The 5,863-nt window shown below is 74.7% G+C and carries 7 protein-coding genes; 3 read left to right on the top strand and 4 right to left on the bottom strand.

All coding sequences use genetic code 11. From position 1 onward, the window contains the following. Positions 1–20: 20 nt before the first annotated feature. A complete protein-coding gene (locus D476_RS38270) occupies positions 21–161 on the bottom strand; it encodes a hypothetical protein (protein WP_017626485.1) in 141 nt (46 codons plus the stop codon). Then, the gene (locus D476_RS0124115) at positions 158–2,026 is read right to left on the bottom strand and encodes a hypothetical protein (RefSeq protein WP_020380491.1); all 1,869 of its coding nucleotides are present in this window, start codon (positions 2,024–2,026) and stop codon (positions 158–160) included. The genes D476_RS38270 and D476_RS0124115 overlap by 4 nt, the downstream gene beginning before the upstream one ends. Positions 2,027–2,181: 155 nt before the next feature. Here D476_RS0124115 and D476_RS0124110 point away from each other — a divergent pair, with 155 nt between their 5' ends. The 3 genes from D476_RS0124110 to D476_RS0124100 all read left to right on the top strand — a co-directional run bounded on the left by D476_RS0124110 (position 2,182) and on the right by D476_RS0124100 (position 3,989). After that, complete coding sequence (locus tag D476_RS0124110) at positions 2,182–2,790, top strand: Uma2 family endonuclease (protein ID WP_051061831.1); 609 nt, start codon at positions 2,182–2,184, stop codon at positions 2,788–2,790. A 33-nt stretch (positions 2,791–2,823) separates the two neighbouring features. Further along, complete coding sequence (locus D476_RS0124105) at positions 2,824–3,288, top strand: hypothetical protein (RefSeq protein WP_017626482.1); 465 nt, start codon at positions 2,824–2,826, stop codon at positions 3,286–3,288. A gap of 95 nt (positions 3,289–3,383) precedes the next feature. Then, positions 3,384–3,989: a YoaK family protein gene (locus D476_RS0124100; RefSeq protein ID WP_051061830.1), complete on the top strand. Its 606-nt coding sequence runs from the start codon at positions 3,384–3,386 to the stop codon at positions 3,987–3,989. Between the two features lie 36 nt (positions 3,990–4,025). Here D476_RS0124100 and D476_RS0124095 read toward each other — a convergent pair whose 3' ends face one another. Further along, a complete protein-coding gene (locus tag D476_RS0124095) occupies positions 4,026–5,033 on the bottom strand; it encodes a GNAT family N-acetyltransferase (protein ID WP_017626480.1) in 1,008 nt (335 codons plus the stop codon). Between the two features lie 121 nt (positions 5,034–5,154). Further along, a partial coding sequence (locus tag D476_RS0124090; RefSeq protein WP_017626479.1) for a fibronectin type III domain-containing protein occupies positions 5,155–5,863 on the bottom strand: 709 nt, incomplete at its 5' end.

Below are 5,863 nucleotides of genomic sequence, written 5' to 3'. Positions count from 1 at the left end.
GCCCCCCGCCGACCCGGCGCTCAGCGGTCGCCGTAGTTGTACAGGGACTCGTTGACCGGCTCGGCGGTCGACGAGGAGTTGGTGGCGACGGTGGTGCCGACCAGGGCCAGCCCACCCGCCAGTGCCGCACCGATGACGCAGGCGGCGAGGATCTTGATCACGAGGGGTTCTCCTTCCGCGGCTCCGCCCCGACCGGCCGGAGCGGACGCATGGAAACGAGATTAGAACTCGATGCAATCAGGGACCAGAGGATGGACCCAACTGTAACCAACCAGCCGGTAACTTCCAAGCCCGACAGATCCACTTTTACCGCGTCTACATGCTCGTCCGGGAGCCGGTAGAGGGTCAGGAGGGGGCCGTCGTGGACCCGTTCCGAGGCGTCGAGAAGAGGCGAGAACCTGTTCTTACTCAGGTGCCGGGGGCCGTCCGCGGAGGTGGGGTCGGGCGCCTCGCGCTCGACGAGCACGTACCGCACGCCCAGCGCGCCGATCTCCGGCGCGCCCGCGCCGCCCGGCCCGGCGGCGGCCTCGGCGGCCGCGCGGGCGGCGGGGTCCTCCCCCTCGGCGGCGCGCACGGTGCCGCCGTCGGCGACCCGAAGGTCATCGTTCCACACGGCGGGCCGCTCGAACAGTTTCACGGCGGGGTCGAGCACGACGGCGGTGCGGCCGGGATCGGCCGTCTCCAGGCCGCGGTAGGCGCTCCAGGGCAGGACCAGGACCGACCCGGGGGCGGGGTCGGCGTCGACGAGGCGCTGGACCTCGGACCACTCGGCCGGGTAGTGCACGGGGGCGAGCCGCCCGGCGGCGCCCCAGGCCAGGCCGGGGAGGAGCACGAGGGGCGCGAGGAGGAGCAGGGCCGCGGCGACGGCGCCGAAGCGGTCCGGGGCCGCCGGGCCCTTCTCCGTCTCCGTCCGCCGGGCGCCCTGCGCCAGCCACGCCGCGGCCCCGCCCAGCCCCACCGCCTGCAGCAGGGCCAGGGGCGCCGTGTACAGGTGCCCGTCGCGCAGCGCGCCGAAGCCGGGCCAGGCCCCGATGAGCGCGCGCAGCAGGTCGCGGCCGGGGTCGACGGTGCCGAGCAGGGCGATGGCGAGCCCGGCGAGCGCGGCGGCGGTCAGCCCCGGACCGGCGGGCCCGAGGGAGCCGCGGCGCAGCAGGAGGACCCATCCGGCGAGGGCGGCCAGGGCCAGGGCCAGGCGGCAGGCGGCGAGGAAGGGGTGGCCGTAGAGGTCGGGAACGGCCTGGGCGTTCCAGATGCCGCCGAGCATCAGCAGCGACCCGGCGGCGCCGAAGGGGGTGTCGGCGCGGGCGGCGAACAGGTCGACCGCCCCGGGGTCGGTGCGGGCGCCGCCGCCGGCCGCGGTGAGGGCGGGGACGAGCCAGGGCAGGGAGAGGGCGGTGGCCGCGGCGACGGCGAGGAGCGCCGAGCCGAGCCGCCGCCGCAGGGTCCCCGGGCGGGCGATCGTCGTCGGGACGGCGGCCAGGGCCGACAGCACGGCCGAGGAGAATCCGCCGACGGCGGCCGGGAGAAGCGCGGTGACCAGGCGGGGGAGGTCCTTCGCCCCGGCGAGGCGGGCGGCGGCGGCCAGCACCCACGGCAGCCCGGCGTAGCCGAGGAGGACGGCCCACTGCCCGAGGAGGAGGCGCTCGGCGATAAAGGGGTTCCAGGCGTAGAAGACCCCGGCGGCCAGGCGGGCGACGAGGGGGCCGCGCACCAGCCGCGCGGCCCCGGCACAGGACAGGGCGAAGACCGCCAGGAGCAGGATCGACTGGACGATGTCGGCGGGCAGCGCCTTGGACAGGAGAGCGGCGACGGCGTCGCTGGGCACCGCGCGCGGGAACCCCTCCCCCGCCCCGAGCTGGACGGGGCCGAGCGGGGGGTTCGGCACGAAGACCATGTCGTAGCGGAGGATGAACCCGCGCTTGAGGCCGGGGCCGAGCGCGAGCACCCCGAGCAGGAGCCCGACCACCCAGGGAAGGCCCACCTGGACGGGCCCCTTCCGGTGGGATGCCGCGTCGTCGCCGCTCATGGTCAGGCGAATCTAGCAATGCGGCCCGCCGCAACACAGTGCACCCTTCGGGTAAAGGCGGGTGGAGGTGGGAGAATCCGAGAAACACCCGTCAAGGGAGGATGGCGATGGCTAGCGTTGGCGACGACCGCGATCCGACCCCCGGAGGCGACGACATGAGTGCCCTTCCCGTGGAAGAGGAACCGATCGAGGCCGCGCCTTCCTCCCGCGTGTGGCCGGTTCCCCCGCCTGAGGGCTGGACCGCCGATGACCTCGACCGGATCCCGGATCTCCCTCCGCACACCGAGCTCATCGACGGGAGCCTGGTCTTCGTGAGCCCTCAGCTCGAATTCCACGAACTGCTCATGTCCGTCCTGCAAGTAGGACTGCGCACCAACTGCCCGAGCGACCTGAGGGTACGGCGGGAAATGGGCATCACGATCACCGAGAAGAACCGCCCGGAGCCGGATGTCGCCGTCATCGACGCCGAGGCGGTCGGTGAGGAGAAGTCCTCCTACCCGCCTGATGCGGTGCGCCTGGCGGTCGAGGTCGTCTCGAAGGAGTCTCAAGAACGCGACCGCAAGCGGAAGCCGCTGCTGTACGCAGAGGCGGGCATCCCGCACTTCTGGAGGGTCGAGAAGGTCAACGGGGAGCCGGTGGTCTACGTATACGAGCTGGACCCCGCCACGGAGCAGTACGCACTGACCGGTATCCACCGCGAGCGCCTGAAGCTCACCGTCCCCTTCGACATCGATATCGACCTCACTGAGGTCCACCGCATATGACCTCGTCATCGGCCGTGTGGCACCATTCGGCCCATGACTGCTCGATGGCCGACCAAGGACGACCTCGCCTCCGCCCGCAGACGGTTCGAGGAGGCGATCCCCGGCTGGGAGGCCCCGGTCGCCTTCGGTGCGGGGCTGGTGGGCGGTGACGGGACCTCCTTCCCCACCGTCAACCTGCGCTCGGGGTACCTGTCGGCGGTCGTGTTGGCGACCGTGTGCGGGCACGTCTCCGGTACCCGCACCTACGCGCTCTCGGCCGACGACCTCGCCGAAGCCGTCCGGCTCATGTCCCCCGCCGAGGCGTGCACGGACGTGCGGCACCCCAACCTGACGGCCTGGCGGAGCATCCTCGCCGAGATCGAAGGCACCGAGGGCACCGAGAGCGCTGAGGGCACCGAACGCCGGGCCGTGGCCGTGTTCGTCGGGGGCCTGGCCGACCCGCCCGCCGACGAGCACGACGCCCGCTTCCGCGCCCTGCTGGACACGGAGGGCGCCTGACCGCGGTGCCCGGCCACGGGGAGGGAAGGGGACGGCCGCGGGGCCGCCTCGCGCACGGCGCCGGGCGGGCGGCGACGGCGGTGTCCGGGCACCGGATGGGCACGTCCCTGCTCGCGCTGGCCTTCGTGACCGGGGTCGTCGACACGCTGAGCTTCCTCGGATTCGGGGACGTGTTCACCTCCAACATGACCGGCAACGTCGTCCTGCTCGGGGTGTCCTTCGCCGAGGGGACCGGGCCGACGACACTGCGCTCGCTGATCGCCTTCGCCGCCTTCCTCGGCGGGCTGGCGGCCGGGTTCGCCCTCGCCGACCACGTCTTCCGGCGGAGCAGGCGGTGGATCCTGGCCATGGAGTCGGTGCTGATCGCGGTGCTGTCCACGGCGTGGATGCTGGGTGCCCCGATCGACGCGATGACGGCGGTCGCGGCGGTGGCGATGGGCATGCAGAGCGCGGTCGTGGAGCGGTCGGGCGCGGGGGTCTCGGTGAACTACGTGACCAGCGTGCTGGCGGGGATGCTGGGCCACCTGACGCTGCTGAACCGCCCGGACGCGGCGCTGGCGCTGAAGGCGGGCATCATCCTGTCCCTGGCGGTCGGCGCGGCGTGCACGACGGCGGTGCTGCAGGCCGCCCCCGTATGGGCGGCGGACCTGGCGCTGCCCGCTGTCATCGTGGCCGTGCTGGCCTTCCCGAAGGCGCGGTAGGAACCGCGCCTCTCAGGCCGCGTGCCATTCCGCCTTTCAGGCCACCTTCTGCAGGCGGTGGGCCACCTCCACCGGGCAGAAGCCGAACCGGCGGTTGATCTCCCACATCGAGGGGTTCACCGCGGCCGTCCAGGTGTGCACGCGGGCGCGGTCCGGGTGTTCGGACCGCAGGCGCAGCAGGTTCAGCGCCTTGAGCGCCTCCCCCAGCCCGCGGCCCCGGTGGGCCTCCAGGACCACCGTGTCGTCCTGGTACACCTCGCCCGGGTTGTGCTCGGGGACGAAGAGCTGGCTGTAGCCCGCCGGTTCGCCGCCGGGGCCGCGGGCCATCGACGCGATGGAGGCGTACCCCTGCCGCCGGGTGCGGGCCTCCACGGCGCGGACCCGCTCCACGTCCCAGACCCGGGGCGCGCCCTCCAGCTCCCCGGAGGGGACCGCCCGCTCCATGGCGGTGCGCATCGCCGCGACGGCCGCCGCCTGCCCGTCCGGGCAGCCGCCGCTCCAGGTGGACAGCCGGTATCCGGGGCGCCGCGCCCGCGAGCGCTCCACAAGGCCGCGCAGGCGGTCCTCCGGCACCGGCAGCTCCAGCACCAGGTGGTCCTCCCGGTGCACGCTCCGGAACCCGCGCCGCAGCGCGAACCCCGCACCGGGGTGCTCTTCGGGGGCGCAGGCGGACGGCACGAACGCCTCCGCCAGCAGCACCCGCCGCCCGCCCTGGCGGGCCAGCCCTTCGGCGTGCGCCAGCAGCGCGCCGCCGTAGCCCCGGCCGCGGTGCTCGGCGGGCACGTTCACGTCCACGTCGGCCAGCTCCGGGTTCTCCCTGCCGTGCAGGGAGAACAGGAGGCTTCCCACGACCGCGCCCCCGTCCACGGCCGCCCAGGCCGACCGCTGCGCCGCCGACCCCGGTTCGCGCAGGGAGGAGCGCAGCTCCTCGTAGGCCGCCACCAGCGGACTGCCGCGCCCGGCCGACGCCCCGGCGCGCAGCGCCCGGTACCAGGCCGACAACGCCGCGTCATCGTGCGGGTCGACGCGCTCGATCGTCGCCACCGATCCCTCCCCCGTCCTCGGTGGATCCGATGGGCCCGTTATCCCGCACCGGAGGCCGGTAGGGCAAGCGAGCGGCCCCGGCGGGCCGGTCCCGGACAGGTTCCGGACAGGATCCGGCGCCTCAGCCGGTGAACTCCACCGTCCCCGAGTAGCCGCCCGCCACGTAGTCCCGGTGGGAGCGGACCGCATACTCGTAACCGCCGCCCCTCGCCTCGGGGAGGGGCCAGGACGTGCCGTCGTCCACGATCGCCGCCGTCGTCCAGCCGTCCCCTTCGGCGGGGCCCTCGTCGTCGACCGGCTCGCACTCGGGCTCGCGCCCGGAGCCGTCCGGGCCGGGGCCCTCATCGGGGCTCTCGGAGGGCGACGGGGGCGGCGACGGGTCCCGGCACGCCATCTCGCGGCGCAGGACCTCGTAGTGGCCCGCCCCCTCGGCCTCCTCCCAGACCAGTTCCGGTTCGTCCCCGTCCGCCCCGCCGACGCGCAGCCGGTCCGGCGCCCCCGGCGGGTCCGGGTCGACCTCGATCCGCGCCGGATCCGACCCGCGCCCCGCGTCCTCCCCCTTGTAGGGCCGCACCGTGAACTCGTATTCGGCCCCGCTGAGCAGCCGGTCCACCGTCGCCGTGCGCGTCCCTCCGTCGCCGCCCGCCACCGCCGCCGGGAGCGCCACCTCCTCGTCCGGGTCGGGCCGCACCCGGCGCTGGCGCACCTCGTACCGGGTGGCCCCCGGGACCGGCTCCCAGCTCAGCCGCACCTCGCCGCCGCCCTCGTCCTCCACCTCGACCTGCGGCGCCTGCCGGGGCCCGACCGCCACATCCGGCAGCGGCCGCCGG

Origin of the sequence: Nocardiopsis chromatogenes YIM 90109 (assembly GCF_000341185.1) — a bacterium.
GTDB classification, from domain to species: Bacteria; Actinomycetota; Actinomycetes; order Streptosporangiales; family Streptosporangiaceae; genus Nocardiopsis_A; species Nocardiopsis_A chromatogenes.
The sequence above is the reverse complement of the archived record's forward strand: the minus strand, read 5'-3'. Positions and strand labels throughout refer to the sequence as shown.